We start from the raw sequence: 13,393 nt of genomic DNA, 5'->3' as shown, positions 1-13,393 counted from the left end.
GGGCTGGTCAGAGTCGGGGGTGCCGTCCCCGCGGGGACGAGCGGGTCACCACTCGGGGGCGATGGTGACCTCGGCGCCGTCGAGGTCCTCGGACCACTCGACCTGGCAGCTGAGCCGGGAGGTGTCGTGCCGGGTGTCGTCGAGCATGTCGAGGAGGTCCTCCTCCTCGTCGTTGATCTCGTTGGCCTTGGCGAAGGAGCCCTGGTCCAGGTAGGAGTGGCAGGTGGAGCAGGACGCGTTGCCGCCGCAGGTGGCGAGGATCGGGTACTTGTGGCGGGTGAGGGCCTCCATGAGGCTCTCGAAGTCCTTCCACTCGACGCCCTCGGTGCGGTTGCCCTCGCGGTCGATCACGGTGATGTTGATGCTGCTCACTTCGATGGCCTCCTCGGGGCGCGGTGGCCCCTGGTCTCGACGTCGGAAATCCCGCCGCCCATTGTACGGTCGCGCGGTGGGCGTCCCGGACGGGAGCGGGCCTCAGCCGGTGATCGGCAGCGGCCGCACGGTCAGGGACTGCGCCACCTGGCCGAGGTAGCCGGCCTCGTCGTGCAGCGCGGACTCGGTGAGGCCCACCCCGGTCGCACCGAAGGTGACGTGCGTGTCCAGCCCCACCCAGGCCGAGACGGGCTCCCGCACCAGGTGCACGCCGAGGTCCACGTTGGGGAAGGCCAGCTCGTCCGGGCCGACCCGCACGGCGATGCCGTTGGCGGCGTCCACCGCCGCGAGGAACTGCGCCGTGGCGGAGGCCTCCTCCCCGGCGACGACGGCGTGCGGCGCGCGCAGCCACATGGCGGCCCGGCCGGGCCGGTGCTCGCGCACGGTGCGGCCCTCCAGCGAGGCGATGTACCCGCCGGGCCACCGTCCCGTCATCGTCGTGGGCAGGGCGCCGGCCACGGGCGGCAGGGCCTCCCGGTGCGTCCCGGCGACCGCGGCGGTCCCGCCGCGGACCAGCCGCCACACGCTGAGCCGGATGCAGGAGCGACCCCCCTGGCTCATCGTCGCCTCGACCAGCTCGATCGTGCGGCCGGGGCGGACCACGCGCGTGGTCACCTCCACCTCGCCGCCGGGGATGAAGCCGAGGATGTCGTAGGAGAACCGCGAGGGCAGCAGGTCCGCCCGGGGGTGGTTGACCTCCACCGCGTGGGCGAGCAGCCCCGAGGCGGCGCCCATGTGCTGCTCCGCCGCGTTCCAGGCGCCCTGCGCGTGCAGGGTGGAGCGGAAGCGGGTGGCGTCCAGCCGCACGAAGTAGGCGTCCGGGTACTCCTCCCCGTCCGTTCCCAGGTGTCCGACTGCCTGTGCCGACGTCGTCATGCTGCGCCTCTCTGTTTCCCGCCCGCCGGGCGGCGGGCCGTGACCGGCACCACGGTAGCCGGTGCCGGCCGGCCGGTGGCGCGGGAGGCGGCCCGGCCGCGGCGGACGGCGGGCGAGCCGGAGGGGCCCGGCGGGAACCCTGCGCCGGCGCGGTCCGGCCGGGCACGGGAAAGGGCCCCGCTCCCGGAGGAGTGGGGCCCTTCTCGACTGGCGGTGACGGAGGGATTTGAACCCTCGTTGGCTTTTACACCAAACATCATTTCGAGTGATGCACCTTCGGCCGCTCGGACACGTCACCAGCTCGCAGTACTGTACCGGCTGGCGTGCTCAAGCGCCAAAACCCGCCGGCCCGGCGTCGTCGCGCCCGCCGCGCCGGTGCCCGGCGAAGAAGTCGAGGAGCAGGCGCGAGCACTCCTCCTGCAGGACGCCCCCGGTGACCTCCACCCAGTGGTTGAGCCGGCGCTCCCGCAGCACGTCGAGCACGGAGCCCGCGGCCCCGGCCTTGTCGTCCCACGCGCCCAGCACCACGCGGGGCACGCGGGCCAGGACGACCGCCCCGGCGCACATCGCGCACGGCTCGAGGGTCACCACGAGGGTGCAGTCGTCGAGGCGCCAGGTGCCCCGGGCGCGCGCCGCCTCCCGCAGGGCGAGGACCTCCGCGTGGGCGGTGGGGTCGCCGTCGGCCTCCCGGCGGTTGCGCCCGCGGCCGAGCACCGTCCCGTCCGGGGCGACGACGACGGCGCCGATCGGCACGTCCTGGGTCTCCAGGGCGGCGCGGGCCTCCGCGAGGGCCAGCCGCATCCACTCCTCGGCGCGGGCCTCGTCCCGGGTGCGCGGGGGCAGTGCCATCCTGGTCCTCTCCTGGTTCTCGCCCGGCCGTCCTCCGGGCGGGGCCGGCGGGCCGGGGTGGGGCCCGGCGGGGGCCGCAGAACCCCGATGGTAATTTTGGTCCATGCGAGTGACCGTTCTCGACCACCCTCTGGTGGCGCACAAACTGACCGTCCTCCGGGACAAGAACACGACCTCCCCGGTGTTCCGACTGCTCGTCGAGGAGCTCGTGACGCTGCTCGCGTACGAGGCCACCCGGGGCGTCCGCGTGGAACCGGTGGAGATCGACACGCCGGTCACCCGGACCACCGGCACCGGGCTGTCCAAGCCGCGCCCGCTCGTGGTGCCGATCCTGCGGGCCGGCCTGGGCATGCTCGAGGGCATGACCCGCCTGGTCCCCACGGCCGAGGTGGGCTTCCTCGGGATGGCCCGCAACGAGGACACCCTCGACATCATCACCTACGCCGAGCGCCTGCCCGACGACCTCACCGGGCGCCAGGTCTTCGTCCTGGACCCGATGCTGGCCACGGGCGGCACGCTGCGCGAGGCGATCAAGTTCCTCTACCGCCGCGGTGCCGAGCAGATCACGTGCGTCTGCCTGCTCGCGGCCCCCGAGGGCCTGGCCGCCCTGGAGGAGGAGCTGGGGGACTCGGAGGTGAGCATCGTCCTGGCAGCGAGGGACGAACGGCTCGACGAGAATGCGTACATCGTCCCGGGGCTCGGTGACGCCGGTGACCGCCTCTACGGCGTGGTGGACTGAGCCCTGCCCCTGACAGCCCGCGGATCCGCCGCCACGGAGGCCCGTCGACCCGGTCGACGGGCCTCTGCCGTCCCCGGACGCATCTGTCCGCATGCTGAGATGGGCTGGTGAGCGCATTCCGTATCTTGACAATCTCGGCACGTTGTGCCTGAGGCTCCCAAGGGGGGTCGCGCCCCCTGATGGACCCGACTTTTCGGGGTTTCGCCCCCGGCAGTGGGCGCGGGGGGAAGGTGAAGGGGGTTCATTTTGGTGCGCGGCCAGGAGTGCTGTCGTTCGTGTCTCACATCGTGAGAAAGTGTCACGATTATTACTTGCCAGTTCCCGAGGGCTGGTGGACCATGAGATCAACGCCACTGTCAGGGATCTGCCAGCTTCGCGGGGACGATCCCCGAGAAGTCCGAGGCCGGTGATCCGGGAGCTGGGAGTGGTGGGGTCGGTCCGAGGGGCGGGGCGGCCCAGGTGGGCGGGAGACGTCCATCGCACGACGCAGAGACAAGGGGCACCAGATGCCAGGTACACCGGGATACGTGCACATTTCTCAGCGCACCCGCACGAGCGAGGCCCGCGGTGCCCGCCGTCCGGCCACGGCTCCCGATCGGGTGCCGGGCGCTCCCGCCGACTACCGCAGCCTCCGCAGCACGCTGGGGGCCATGCCGGCCGCACCGGGAGAGCCGCCGCTGCCCACGCGCCTGGAGCGGGAGGCGGCGCCGCGGCCGCAGGTCCAGGAGAACGAGGCCCGCGGCTTCGTGATCTACGTGGGCCTCAACGAGGAGACCGCCGCGGCGAACGGCACCTCGCTGGTCAAGATGGTCCAGAGCATCCGGGCCTACGCCCAGCAGCTGGTCCCGGAGGCCGACTCCTACGCCGCCGTGGCCCTGGCCCCGGCGAACACCACCGGCAGCGACCTGGAGGTCGTCCGCAACGCCCTCGGCGACCCGACCTCGGGCGCGGTGCGCCCGACCGCTCCCGCGGCACCGGCGCCGGCGCCCGAGACCAAGACCAACCAGTCCACCGGGGTGCTCATCGACCTCTCCCGGCGCGAGGTCTTCCTCGACGGCGGACTGCTCAACCTCACCTTCAAGGAGTTCGAGCTGCTGAACTACCTCGTGGAGAACGGCAGCCGCACCGTGGGCCGCCACGAGCTGCTGCACAGCCTGTGGCGGGACTCGGAGGAGGTGCCCAACGAGCGCACCATCGACGTGCACATCCGGCGCCTGCGCTCCAAGCTCGGCCGGCTCGCCAACACCGTGCGCACCGTCCGCGGTCAGGGCTACCGCTTCTACGAGCACCCCGAGGTCGTCGTGTGGGCGGCCCCCGAGTACTCCATCTGATCCCTGTCCGGCCCGTGCAGGCCCCGGCTCCTTCCCGCGGTGCGGGAGTGCCGGGGCCGTCCCACGCCGGTCGGGCACGTGGCATCATGAACCGATGACCCGCCACGACCGCAAGAAGCTCGTCCTCATGCGCCACGCGGAGGCGGAGCACCCGTGGGGCGTGACCGACCACGACCGCCCGCTGCACCGGAGCGGGGCGCGGGACGCCGCCGCGGCGGGCCGCTGGCTGCTGGCGCAGGGCCACGTCCCGGACATGATCCTGTGCTCGAGCGCGCTGCGCGCCCGGCAGACCTGCACCTGGGTGTGCAGCGTCCTGGGCGACCTCGCCCCGACCGCCCGGCTGGACGAGTCGCTCTACGCGGCGCCGGACGCCCGGATCATCGCGGCCGTCAACCACGTGCCGGACACCGTGGAGTCCCTCCTGCTCATCGGCCACCTGCCCGGCCTGCGGGACGCCGCCCTGCGTCTGGCCACCCCGGACTCCGACTACGACGCCGTGATGGCCCTCGCCGACGGCTGCCCCACGTCCGGGCTCGCGGTCCTCGAGGTCCCCGGCTCCTGGGCGGAGCTGGACGGCGCCGACGCGCGTCTCGTGGACTTCACGGTGCCGCGACCGTCCGCCGGGCGGGCCTGAGGCGGGCCCACCGTGCGCGCCGTCGTCTGCGGAGCCGGCATCGCGGGTCTGGCCCTGGCCGGGTGCCTGGGCCGGCAGGGCTGGGACGTCGAGGTGCTCGAGCGGGCCCCGGGGCCCCGGGCGCAGGGCTACATGATGGACTTCTTCGGCCCCGGCTGGGACGCGGCCGAGGCCATGGGCGTCCTCGGGGCGATCCGGGAGGCCGGCTACGCCGTGTCCCGGCTCAGCTACGTCGACGGGCGCGGCCGTGAGCGGGCAGGACTGCCGTACGCCCGGTTCGCGCACGCCCTCGACGGGCGGCTCACCAGCGTCCTGCGCCCCGACCTCGAGCGCGTGCTCCGCGAGCACGCCGACCCGGTGGCGGCGCTGCGCTTCGGCCGTGCCGTCGTGGACGTCGTGGCCCGGCCCGGCGGGGCGGGCGTGGTGCTCGACGACGGGACGCTGCTCGACGCCGACCTCGTCGTCGGCGCGGACGGCGTCCACTCCGCCGTCCGCCGGGCCGCGCTCGGCCCCGAGGAGCGCTTCCGCCGGTTCCTGGGCTGCCACACGGCGGCGTTCCTCCTCGACGACCCCGAGGTGCGCCGGGACGTGGGCGGCCGGGTCTGCCTCACCGACGACACCGATCGCACGGTGGGCCTCTACGGGCTGCGGGACGGGCGCGTGGCGGCCTTCGCCGTGCACCGGGTGGACGACCCCGCGCTGCCGGCCGATCCGCGCACGGCCCTGTGGCGGGCGCACTCCTCGTTCGGCTGGCTCGTGCCGCGCGTGCTGCAGGCCTGCCCGGAGGACGTCTACTACGACGAGGTGCTCCAGGTGGAGGTCCCGCGCTGGAGCCGGGGGAGGGTGGTCCTGCTCGGGGACGCGGCGCAGGCCGTGTCGCTGCTCGGCGGGCAGGGCGCCTCGATCGGGGTCGCCGGGGCGTGGCTGCTCGCCGAGCGACTGGCGCGCGCGGCCTCCGTGGAGGAAGCGCTGGCCGGGTGGGAGCGGGTGTGGCGGCCGGTCGTGGCCGAGAAGCAGCGCGCGGCCCGGGACGGTGCCGCCTGGTTCCTCCCCGCCTCCCGGTCCCGGGTGCGTGCCCGGCGGCTGATGCTGCGGCTGGCGGGCCTGCCGGGTCTGGACCGGGCGGTGACGCGGGGGCTGGTGGGACGGGCCCGCGGGGACGTGCGCGCACTCGCCGCTGGGTGAGACCTGGCGGGAGCGCACGACGGAGGCCCCGGACCGTGCGGTCCGAGGCCTCCGTCAGTGGTGCGCCCGAAGGGATTCGAACCCCCAACCTTCTGTACTGGCGTCGAGGAATCCGACGGGTGTCGCCGGGTGCCATGTCCCGCGTGATGTCGCGGAAGTAGCACGGGCCGCCCGCTCTCGACGTTCCATCCGATTCCGCGGGGAGCCGTCGAAAACGTGAGGTAAGCGTGGGGGAGACGGGAGCCCCGATATGGGGTGTCGCCGCGCTCCTTACCTCTTATCGAGAGACGTGCGGTGGCACCGAGCGGGCAGATCGTTGCAGACTGCCGTCAACGCGACAGATCCGCAGGCAGTCTCACTGACCGCCCCTGAAGGAGCCCCCATGCCAATGCCGGCCTCAGCCAAGCTGTTCTTCACCCTGCAACAAGTGGCGGATCTCTTATCCCTCCACCCCAAGACGGTGGCCCGGTACTTCGCCATAGGGGAGATCCCTGCAATCAAAGTTGGAGGACCGGGGAACCACGAATGGCGGGTCCGCTCCGACTGGTTGGACAAGTGGGCCAGAGACAACCTCTACGACCCTCGAGGCGGCGCGGACAAGCGAAGTAACCGAAGGCGGCGCTGACCGTTGTCCACGTACTCGTCGTTGCGGTTCTTGAGAGGAAGCACCCGTGCCCGACCCCGTCCCACAGAGGCAGTACTACTCGTTGCAGCAGGTAGCCGAGATCCTGTCCCTACACCCGGAAACGGTCCGCCGGTATCTCGCCAGAGGCGACCTGCCGGCCATCAAGGTCGGCGAAGGACGTTCCCATCACTGGCGTGTCCGCTCCGACTGGTTGGACAAGTGGGCCGATCAGAACATCTACGACCCGCGGGGCGGCGCCGACAAGCGGGGTAAGCGGTGACGCAAAGTCCAGGCTCGCCACTCCCACAAATGGGGGCGGAGCGGATGCCCGGGGGTGGGGCGTGCAACCCTTACGATGAGGCTATGACGATCGACGCAGCGACGGGTCTCCAGTTCAAGCAACCTCCCATACGACAGGTGACCCTGACCTTGCACTTCTCGTCCGACGCGCCGGTGGGGCCTCATGCTGTCGCACCATTAAGCCAGCGATGGGGGCATGACTATCCCGTGGTGACGGAGCGGCCGCCGCTACCTGGTCGTGAGGATGCTGGCCCAGTGTCCTTCCTCAGTCACTCTGAGGCATGGCCGATGCCATACACCACTTATCAAGGGTCGGACCGAGCTCTGTCCTTTCAGGGCGATCGTTTTGAGGTCACGTGGAGCTTCCATGACGCGGGCAACCCTTCGTACCCCGGGTTTGAAGAGCTCCTTGCAGGAATGCGTACATCGTTCAGTGACTTCTCAGACACTCTGGCAAAGCACCAGATCGGGCTCCAGATCCAAGCCGTGGAGTGTTACTACGTCAATGAGATCGCGTCTGTAACTGCGGGAGAGCTAGCTGTCGGAATCCTCACCGGCTGGAATATGGCGCCACCTGAGGTGGAACGCGCTGAGCAGTACGTGGGAGTGCGGTTGCAACGAGAGGCAAGCGAGGAGAGCCCATACAGCTCACTGGTCATGGTCGATTCGAACCAGGATGGGGACCCGCTGCTAGCCCTACGTCTGAGTCGGGGCGTGGACTTGCAACACGGCAACGCGTTCGACGCTTTGCAGGAAGTTCACGAGGAACTAGTGGCACAATTCCTCATACACACAAGTGAAGAGATGCATCGACAGTGGGGGAAGACGTCATGAGCCTTACAGCTTCTGCCCCGTTCGCCGTGGCCGGCTGGCATAGCGCTGGTTCGCGACCAGTTGAACGACCCCACACGTTCATTGAACACGTGCAGCCGTGTGAGTTCACATGGAGGCCTGTCCAGCCTCCCCTTCCGGTTATTGACGATGTTCGCAACAAGATGTCAAAGCTTGGCCGTGACGTTCTGGGGCCGCTTGGCTTGAGCCGGAGGACTAAGTCGCAAGTTCTCGACTTCTTGCGTGACACGTGTGACGAGCGCACGACCTTCCCATCAATCGTCCCTGATGATGATGGAGTGGCTGTGCTCCACTGGGTGACGGGTGCCCTCGCGTTGCAAGTTGACGTCGACGAAACCGGTCCCATTTATCTGTGGGCCAAGCGTCAGGGGGGCACTGCCATAACCATCGATGAGCCATGCGCCGAACTCAACATTACGGCTGCGATGGTACTCGCGCAGATGGCTGAGGTCGCGAACCATGCGAATCCACACTGGCGTGTGGCGTACCTGCACGCATGACCGAGTGGGAATTTAACCACCACACGGTATCGGATGAAGATACGCTCTACCGGCGCATACCCAAGAAACCTGATTTTCGCACCTGGGATCCTTTGACCGGTAGGTATACGCCTAATCCGGCAGCGTTCCGCCGTGAGGCGCAGGAGGGTATGTCTACTCACCTTGACTCTGTGTTGCAAGGGCGAAGTCGTTTGCCTATCACGCTCTATGACCCCGACCGGTACGGCTCTGTCGGGTTCCATGTTGCTACTCCACGACAGGCAAACGCGGGGGTCTTGCTGGCGGATGACCCATATGAGAAGGACGAAGATTTGCGGTGCTCGCATGCTGAGGTACGTCCCCCTCAACCTGAAAAGAACCGCAAGCATTGGAAGACCGTAGCCAACGAAATCGCCATGGCATGCTGGTGGGTTCAGGATCCTGCCTGAGGCAGGGGTCAGTTTTGGGATAACACCTAGATCGACGAACGCAGATAGGTCTAGGCGCACGGAAAGCGCCTTGAACCGTCACGGGTTTGATGCCGCTTCCTTTCGATGAAGGATGAGGACATGCCCAAGAAGTACGACGCCGAGTTCAAGGCCCGAGCGGTGCGCATGGTGCGCGAGCACCAGCAGGACTATCCGTCGCTGACGGTGGCCTGTCAGCAGATCGGTCAGCAGCTGGATCTGGGGCGGGAGACGCTGCGCAACTGGGTCCGTCAGGCCGAGATCGACTCCGGGGACCGGGATGGAGTCACCACGGCCGAGGCCGAAGAGATCAAGCGGCTCAAGGCCGAGAACAAACGGTTGCGCGAGGCCAACGAGATCCTGCGCAAGGCCTCGATTTTCTTCGCGGGGGAGCTCGACCCCCGCAATCGTTGATCGCCGGGTTCATCGACCAGATGAGGTCCGAAGGCTACGCGGTCGAGTCGATCTGCGCGGCCCTGCGCGAGCAGGGCGTGCCGATCGCCGCGAGAACCTACCGCTCCTGGAAGCAACCCGGTCGGCAGCCTGCCGCGCGCACGGTCAGCGACGCGATCGTCATGGATGTGCTGCTGGCCACCGTGGGCACCCCGGAGGGCCTCTACGGCCGGCGGAAGATGACCGCCTACCTGCGCCGGTGTGGGCTGGCGGTGGCCCACTGCACGGTGGATCGACTGATGCGCTCCCTCGGGCTGGCCGGGGTGGTCCGAGGCCGGCGGGTGCGCACCACGATCCCGGCCAAGGATGGGACGCGGGCGTCGGATCTGCTCAACCGCAACTTCACCGCCGCGGCCCCGAACACCGTGTGGGTCGCCGACTTCACCTACGTGCGCACCTGGGCCGGATTCGTCTACGTCGCCTTCATCGTCGATGTCTTCGCCCAGCGCATCGTGTCCTGGAACGCCGCCACCACCCGCACGACGGATCTGGTGCTCACCTGCCTGCGAATGGGCCGGTGGGACCGCACCCGTCAGGGCCTGGTGCTGCCGGAGGGGCTGATCCATCACCACGACGCCGGGTCCCAGTACACGGCGCTGCGCTTCACCGAGCATCTGGCCCTGGAGGGGATGGCCCCGTCGATCGGTTCGGTCGGGGACGCCTACGACAACTGCCTCATGGAGTCGATCATCGGCCTCTACAAGACCGAGTGCATCCGCCCGGGCCCGTTCGTGAAGGCACCACTGAAAACTGTCAGCGACGTCGAGTACTCCACGCTGGCCTGGGTGGACTGGTACAACACCCGCAGGCTGCACTCCAGCCTCGGCAACGTCCCGCCTGCCGAGTTCGAGGCCGCCCACTACGATCAGATCACTGCGCCCCAGCCGGCGGCGCAGCCCGTATAAAGACGGCAGAGAAGCCGTGACGGTTCAATCGGAGTTTTTTCGATACTCGGCGCCGTTCACGTAAACCGCGTTCGAGTTCGTATCGGTGCGGTCCAGCGCCCGGTAGGTCGTACCAGAGACGAGGGTCCACCCGGTGACTGTGAACCACGGGGATCTGCGGATGCCACGGACATCGCAGTGCTCCACGGTGCACCGAGAGCAGTTGTAGAGCCCGATGCCGGTGCCGTATCCAGTGTTCCGGATGCGAGCCCGGGAGATGCGGATGTCGTAGTTGTGCGTCCCGCCGGAGCGGAGCTGGATGCCGTAGGCCTCGTTGGGGTCTGAGGTTGAGTAGCTGCCGCCTTCGACGACGGTGCCGTTGCAGGTGCCGTTCGCCAGGTGCAAGGCGTCCCCGACCGTAGTCGTGGCCACGACGGCCACCAGCTGTGCCTCTTCGGCGTTGACGGTGAAGGCGCTATCGAATGAGCCGGAACGCGCCGTGCCGGAGCGGGAGACTCGGACGTTTTCGAGGCGGATGCCGGCGGCATTCAGGAGAGCCACCCGTGCGTCGACTGCGGTGAGGCTACCGTTGCGGAGAGTGATTTTCTTCCCGATGGTGAGCCCGGATCCGACGTTGTAGGTGCGCCCACCGAGATCGATCACGGCCCCGGCCGCGGCGGCCGTGAGGGTCGCGGTCAGCGCCGCCTGGTCGCTGGTGACACCGTCCCCGACGGCCCCGTAGTTCAGCGGGGACAGGGCGAACTCGCCGCGTCGCGCCGGCACGTTGCCGTTCACCAGGGCGGGGGCGTACCCATCGGACAGGGCTTTGCCGACCACGGTGGCGGTGTTCGTGAGGTCCGACGCCAAGTCCGTCTTCGCTGCCGCGGGCAGTTTCTTACCCTCGGTCAGGCCCAGAATCTCGCCCGTGCCGTCCGCGATCCGGTACACGCCCTCCTGGGCTTCGGTGATGGTGAGGTCCTGGGCGATGCCCCCGCCTTCGACGACGAGGCGGCCGTCAGCGGCGGCACGGTCCACGGCGGAGTCGAATGCCGCGTCAGTGACCTGGCCGGCCTGGATCTGCACAGCGACGTCATCGACGTATGTGCGGGCCTCGGTGGACACCCCGACGATGCCATTCTCGATGTGGGCGAGGTGGTCCGGGGTAAGGATCGACTTGAGGGGCAGATCCGGGTAGAGGGGCGTGTACGCCATCAGAGGGCACCTTCCGACTTGGCAGCGTCCACCATCGCCTGAGCGTTGGCGACCTTATCGGCAAGGGCGGCGCAGGTGCGGATGGCCTGGACGAGGGCGTTGGTGGTCTCCTGGAGCATCGCCTGGGCGTCCTCGAGGCGGGGCGGGCTGTCGTCGCCTAGGCGCATGGTGCCGAGCACGGCGTACCCGAGGCGGGCGGTTGTGGAAGCAGACACGGGGTTCTCCTGGTTAGTGGGTGCCTCGGGCCTGTCCTCCGTCAGCGGTTTTGATGGGTGCCCCGCCCGCCGGTTTCCAGGCGACGGACGGGGCGGTGGCGCCCTCCGCTACCACCAAGCAGGAGGAAGGCGCAGTCTGTGGGGTCTAGCGGGTGCGGGCCTGCCGGACCAGTTCTTCTGCAAGGCGCTCAGCCTCACGGGTGAGGTCGGGGCGCTTGATGGGTTTGCCGTCGATCAGGACGTGCCCGAGGCGGCCTTCGATCTTCCACTGGCCCTGGTAGGAGGTGGCGTAGGCCGGCCATCCGGTCGCCTTCTCCTGGCCGGGCTTGCCGTGGGGGAAGTCCGGGAGACCCTTCGCCTCGGCGTAGAGCTCTCGCACGGCGTCGTCCTGGGCGCGGACAGCGGCAAGGTAGTCCTCGAACGCCTTGACGGCCTTCTGGCGGGGCTTGTCCAGTGACGGAAGAGTGGCGGCCATGTCGGTCAGGCGGGCGGCGTAGACGGCTTCCTGCGCCTGATCCACGGCCTCCTGAGCCTCGGCAATCTGAGCGGAAAGCGCCGCGGTACGCCGGGACTTGAGAGACAGGTCAGCCTTCGCCGTGGTGAAGGTAGCGGTGTCCACTTCCTCGCCACGGTCGGCGGCGGCCTCGAATGCGGCCAGGGTGGCGCGGGCTGCGTCGGACGCTTCCCGGGCGGCCTGGTGGGCAGCAGTGGCTTCGGTGAGGCGCTCGCGGGCCTCGGCCAGGGTGTCGTCGGGGGAGATGGTGGTCAGGTTCATCGGTGGGTCTCCTGGGGAGTGTTGGCGGGGTGGGCGTCGACGGCTCGGGCCACGGGGTCGATTCCGGCGGAGACGGACAGCAGTACGGCCCCGGAGCGGGTCAGTCCGGCGTGGGCTGCGAGCTCGTCCACCCGGGACAGCAGCGAGGCGGGAAACCGGACACCGACGGTGGTCGTTTCACGAGGGGCGGTCACGGTCGCAGCCCCATCCGGTCCAAGTACTCGTTCGCGGCGTCCTGCTCCCGGGCTTCCTCGAGGGTCGCGCCGACGCCGTACTTCGCTTCGAAGTCCCGGATCTTCTCGTGGGCGATGATCTCCGCGGCCCGGCGCTGCGCTACGGACGAGCCGTTGACGAGCTTCACCGTCTGCGGCTTCGCGGCCGGTTGGGAGGGCGCGGACAGTGCCACGACGGGGGCGGGCGTCTTGCACGCGGCGTCCCGGAGGTTGGCGAGCTGAGCCCAGGTCGGGGGCTTTGGAGCATCCTCGGACAGCGCGACGTCACCAACACCGTCGAGCGTCGCGGCCACGAGCTGACCTAGGGCCTGCGCCTGGTGGGCGGGGAGGGGCTTGAAGGTGCTCACGGGGTCACCGCCGGGATGTCAGCGGCCTTGTCCGCCACCCATGCCTGCACGGTGTCCAGGGGAGTCACGGAACGGATAGCGCGGTCAACAGCGTGGGTGATTTCCTCGGCGGTGGCCTCAGCAGCACCGGCCCCGGCGTGATTCTTGCCCAGCAGGGCGTAAATCTCGAAGAGCGTGCGCTGCCCGATTTCGGCCCATGATGCCGGGGTCGCGCTCCAATCGAAGGGCTTGGTTTTGGCTCCCATGGGGGGTTCTCCTGATAGTCGGTCGGGGCTTATATCAGATCAACCCCTCTAGTACCTAATTGTTTCACGACCTACAGCGAGGGGTGGGGATCAGGAGGGACCTTTATCTGTCGCGCAACGCTCAGCTTGAGAGACACCTGAAGAGACACCTTCGATTCGGAACAAAGCCGCAGGTGGAGGTGTATCGCAACTATGTATTTCCATCTCGGGGGCCTTGTGTTGTCTACATCGACTGTTGTGAGACACTGCGGGACACGCAA

General features: G+C 69.0%; 19 protein-coding genes and 1 tRNA gene. 9 read left to right on the top strand and 11 right to left on the bottom strand.

What is annotated here, in order from left to right:
- Positions 1-45: 45 nt before the first annotated feature.
- From AYX06_RS07625 to tadA, 4 genes are all read right to left on the bottom strand, one after another.
- A complete protein-coding gene (locus AYX06_RS07625) occupies positions 46-372 on the bottom strand; it encodes a 2Fe-2S iron-sulfur cluster-binding protein (RefSeq protein ID WP_047803157.1) in 327 nt (108 codons plus the stop codon).
- A gap of 102 nt (positions 373-474) precedes the next feature.
- Positions 475-1,308: a thioesterase family protein gene (locus AYX06_RS07620; protein ID WP_062735260.1), complete on the bottom strand. Its 834-nt coding sequence runs from the start codon at positions 1,306-1,308 to the stop codon at positions 475-477.
- 208 nt (positions 1,309-1,516) lie between these two features.
- Positions 1,517-1,606: transfer RNA gene (locus tag AYX06_RS07615), tRNA-Ser, on the bottom strand.
- A gap of 29 nt (positions 1,607-1,635) precedes the next feature.
- Positions 1,636-2,157: a tRNA adenosine(34) deaminase TadA gene (tadA, locus tag AYX06_RS07610; RefSeq protein WP_062735259.1), complete on the bottom strand. Its 522-nt coding sequence runs from the start codon at positions 2,155-2,157 to the stop codon at positions 1,636-1,638.
- A 103-nt stretch (positions 2,158-2,260) separates the two neighbouring features.
- Here tadA and upp point away from each other — a divergent pair, with 103 nt between their 5' ends.
- The 7 genes from upp (at position 2,261) to AYX06_RS07580 (ending at position 7,805) form a co-directional block, all read left to right on the top strand.
- The gene (gene upp, locus AYX06_RS07605) at positions 2,261-2,896 is read left to right on the top strand and encodes a uracil phosphoribosyltransferase (protein WP_062735258.1); all 636 of its coding nucleotides are present in this window, start codon (positions 2,261-2,263) and stop codon (positions 2,894-2,896) included.
- A 506-nt stretch (positions 2,897-3,402) separates the two neighbouring features.
- On the top strand, positions 3,403-4,227 hold the full coding sequence (locus AYX06_RS07600; RefSeq protein ID WP_062735257.1) for a winged helix-turn-helix domain-containing protein: 825 nt from the start codon (positions 3,403-3,405) through the stop codon (positions 4,225-4,227).
- A 94-nt stretch (positions 4,228-4,321) separates the two neighbouring features.
- Complete coding sequence (locus AYX06_RS07595; RefSeq protein ID WP_062735256.1) at positions 4,322-4,861, top strand: SixA phosphatase family protein; 540 nt, start codon at positions 4,322-4,324, stop codon at positions 4,859-4,861.
- Positions 4,862-4,873: 12 nt separating this feature from the next.
- Complete coding sequence (locus tag AYX06_RS07590) at positions 4,874-6,046, top strand: FAD-dependent monooxygenase (protein ID WP_062735255.1); 1,173 nt, start codon at positions 4,874-4,876, stop codon at positions 6,044-6,046.
- A 250-nt stretch (positions 6,047-6,296) separates the two neighbouring features.
- Positions 6,297-6,671 (top strand): helix-turn-helix domain-containing protein, encoded by a 375-nt coding sequence (locus AYX06_RS20930; protein WP_084271504.1) that lies wholly within the window; start codon positions 6,297-6,299, stop codon positions 6,669-6,671.
- Positions 6,672-6,717: 46 nt separating this feature from the next.
- Positions 6,718-6,951 (top strand): helix-turn-helix domain-containing protein, encoded by a 234-nt coding sequence (locus AYX06_RS07585; protein ID WP_062735254.1) that lies wholly within the window; start codon positions 6,718-6,720, stop codon positions 6,949-6,951.
- A gap of 83 nt (positions 6,952-7,034) precedes the next feature.
- The gene (locus AYX06_RS07580) at positions 7,035-7,805 is read left to right on the top strand and encodes a TIGR04255 family protein (RefSeq protein ID WP_186815605.1); all 771 of its coding nucleotides are present in this window, start codon (positions 7,035-7,037) and stop codon (positions 7,803-7,805) included.
- Positions 7,806-8,077: 272 nt separating this feature from the next.
- Here AYX06_RS07580 and AYX06_RS19710 read toward each other — a convergent pair whose 3' ends face one another.
- The gene (locus AYX06_RS19710) at positions 8,078-8,284 is read right to left on the bottom strand and encodes a hypothetical protein (RefSeq protein ID WP_147017388.1); all 207 of its coding nucleotides are present in this window, start codon (positions 8,282-8,284) and stop codon (positions 8,078-8,080) included.
- Between the two features lie 35 nt (positions 8,285-8,319).
- Between AYX06_RS19710 and AYX06_RS19705 the strand changes: the two genes are divergently transcribed.
- Together AYX06_RS19705 and AYX06_RS07565 are read left to right on the top strand one after the other, a co-directional pair.
- A complete protein-coding gene (locus AYX06_RS19705) occupies positions 8,320-8,751 on the top strand; it encodes a hypothetical protein (protein ID WP_147017390.1) in 432 nt (143 codons plus the stop codon).
- A 120-nt stretch (positions 8,752-8,871) separates the two neighbouring features.
- Positions 8,872-10,127, top strand: a protein-coding gene (locus AYX06_RS07565; RefSeq protein ID WP_147018050.1) for an IS3 family transposase whose coding sequence is annotated in 2 segments (ribosomal slippage) — positions 8,872-9,145 and positions 9,145-10,127 — 1,257 coding nt in all. Because the reading frame shifts where the segments join, the coding sequence is not laid out codon by codon here.
- A 24-nt stretch (positions 10,128-10,151) separates the two neighbouring features.
- On the opposite strand, the gene AYX06_RS07560 is transcribed toward AYX06_RS07565, so the two are convergent.
- The 6 genes from AYX06_RS07560 to AYX06_RS07535 form a co-directional block, all read right to left on the bottom strand.
- On the bottom strand, positions 10,152-11,318 hold the full coding sequence (locus tag AYX06_RS07560; protein WP_062735251.1) for a hypothetical protein: 1,167 nt from the start codon (positions 11,316-11,318) through the stop codon (positions 10,152-10,154).
- Positions 11,318-11,533 (bottom strand): hypothetical protein, encoded by a 216-nt coding sequence (locus tag AYX06_RS07555; RefSeq protein ID WP_062735250.1) that lies wholly within the window; start codon positions 11,531-11,533, stop codon positions 11,318-11,320. The genes AYX06_RS07560 and AYX06_RS07555 overlap by 1 nt, the downstream gene beginning before the upstream one ends.
- A gap of 145 nt (positions 11,534-11,678) precedes the next feature.
- The gene (locus tag AYX06_RS07550) at positions 11,679-12,308 is read right to left on the bottom strand and encodes a hypothetical protein (protein ID WP_062735249.1); all 630 of its coding nucleotides are present in this window, start codon (positions 12,306-12,308) and stop codon (positions 11,679-11,681) included.
- Complete coding sequence (locus AYX06_RS07545) at positions 12,305-12,502, bottom strand: hypothetical protein (RefSeq protein ID WP_062735248.1); 198 nt, start codon at positions 12,500-12,502, stop codon at positions 12,305-12,307. The genes AYX06_RS07550 and AYX06_RS07545 overlap by 4 nt, the downstream gene beginning before the upstream one ends.
- Complete coding sequence (locus AYX06_RS07540; protein WP_062735247.1) at positions 12,499-12,888, bottom strand: hypothetical protein; 390 nt, start codon at positions 12,886-12,888, stop codon at positions 12,499-12,501. The genes AYX06_RS07545 and AYX06_RS07540 overlap by 4 nt, the downstream gene beginning before the upstream one ends.
- Positions 12,885-13,133 carry a hypothetical protein gene (locus AYX06_RS07535; RefSeq protein ID WP_062735246.1) on the bottom strand — a complete coding sequence of 83 codons (249 nt, stop codon included), beginning with the start codon at positions 13,131-13,133 and terminating at the stop codon, positions 12,885-12,887. Before AYX06_RS07535 ends, AYX06_RS07540 begins: the two co-directional genes overlap by 4 nt.
- Positions 13,134-13,393: the final 260 nt, after the last annotated feature.

This window comes from Kocuria turfanensis (assembly GCF_001580365.1).
Lineage (GTDB): Bacteria > Actinomycetota > Actinomycetes > Actinomycetales > Micrococcaceae > Kocuria > Kocuria turfanensis.
The sequence above is the reverse complement of the archived record's forward strand: the minus strand, read 5'-3'. Positions and strand labels throughout refer to the sequence as shown.

Coding starts and splice junctions, on each gene's coding strand:
- AYX06_RS20930 (WP_084271504.1), top strand. CDS start 6,297: ATGGGGTGTCGCCGCGCTCCTTACCTCTTATCGAGAGACGTGCGGTGG.
- AYX06_RS07560 (WP_062735251.1), bottom strand. CDS start 11,318: ATGGCGTACACGCCCCTCTACCCGGATCTGCCCCTCAAGTCGATCCTT.
- AYX06_RS07595 (WP_062735256.1), top strand. CDS start 4,322: ATGACCCGCCACGACCGCAAGAAGCTCGTCCTCATGCGCCACGCGGAG.
- AYX06_RS07535 (WP_062735246.1), bottom strand. CDS start 13,133: ATGGGAGCCAAAACCAAGCCCTTCGATTGGAGCGCGACCCCGGCATCA.
- upp (WP_062735258.1), top strand. CDS start 2,261: ATGCGAGTGACCGTTCTCGACCACCCTCTGGTGGCGCACAAACTGACC.
- AYX06_RS19705 (WP_147017390.1), top strand. CDS start 8,320: ATGACCGAGTGGGAATTTAACCACCACACGGTATCGGATGAAGATACG.
- AYX06_RS19710 (WP_147017388.1), bottom strand. CDS start 8,284: ATGGTTCGCGACCTCAGCCATCTGCGCGAGTACCATCGCAGCCGTAAT.
- tadA (WP_062735259.1), bottom strand. CDS start 2,157: ATGGCACTGCCCCCGCGCACCCGGGACGAGGCCCGCGCCGAGGAGTGG.
- AYX06_RS07580 (WP_186815605.1), top strand. CDS start 7,035: ATGACGATCGACGCAGCGACGGGTCTCCAGTTCAAGCAACCTCCCATA.
- AYX06_RS07600 (WP_062735257.1), top strand. CDS start 3,403: ATGCCAGGTACACCGGGATACGTGCACATTTCTCAGCGCACCCGCACG.
- AYX06_RS07550 (WP_062735249.1), bottom strand. CDS start 12,308: ATGAACCTGACCACCATCTCCCCCGACGACACCCTGGCCGAGGCCCGC.
- AYX06_RS07620 (WP_062735260.1), bottom strand. CDS start 1,308: ATGACGACGTCGGCACAGGCAGTCGGACACCTGGGAACGGACGGGGAG.